The 733-nt window shown below is 66.2% G+C and carries 1 protein-coding gene; it reads left to right on the top strand.

Annotated elements, in window-relative coordinates; genetic code table 11:
• Positions 1-733: Ig-like domain-containing protein (locus tag BTW08_RS18410; RefSeq protein ID WP_139313725.1), on the top strand; the 733-nt coding region annotated here is incomplete at both ends.

The raw sequence follows: 733 nt of genomic DNA, 5'->3' as shown, positions 1-733 counted from the left end.
CACCGCCACCGATAACGACGGCGGGGTGAGCGAGCCCAAGACGGTGACGATTACCGTCACCGGCACCAATGATGCGCCGGTAGCTGCCGCTGATACTCGGACCACCGGCGAGAACGCGGCGCTGACCGGTCAGGTACCGGCAGCGACCGATGTCGATGGCACCATCGCCAGCTACGTACTCGACACCGGCGTAGGTCAGGGCAACGGGTCGTTGGCGTTCAATACCGACGGTAGCTACACCTTCACCCCGGGCGCCGACTTCGACAGTCTGGCCGCGGGCGAGAGCCGTGAGGTCACCTTCAGCTACACCGCCACCGATAACGACGGCGGCGTTAGCGAGCCGAAGACCGTGACGATCACCGTCACGGGCACCAACGATGCGCCGGTCGCCCGCGCCGATACCCAGACTACCGGCGAGAACACCGTCCTCGGCGGGCAAGTGCCGGCAGCGACCGATGTCGACGGCACCATCGCCAGCTACGCGCTCGACACTGGCGTAGGTCAGGGCAATGGTAGTCTCAGGTTCAACGCCGACGGCAGCTACAGCTTCGCGCCGGGTGCCGACTTCGACAGTCTGGCCGCGGGCGAGAGCCGTGAGGTTACCTTCAGCTACACCGCCACCGATAACGACGGCGGCGTCAGCGAGCCCAAGACGGTCACCATCACCGTAACCGGCGCCAACGATGCGCCGGTCGCCGTCGCCGATACCCAGACTACCGGCGAGAACAGCGTT

Source organism: Salinicola sp. MH3R3-1, assembly GCF_001937155.1.
Lineage (GTDB): Bacteria > Pseudomonadota > Gammaproteobacteria > Pseudomonadales > Halomonadaceae > Salinicola > Salinicola halophyticus.
Note: the sequence above shows the minus strand (reverse complement) of the source record. Positions and strands in the feature narration are given on the sequence as shown.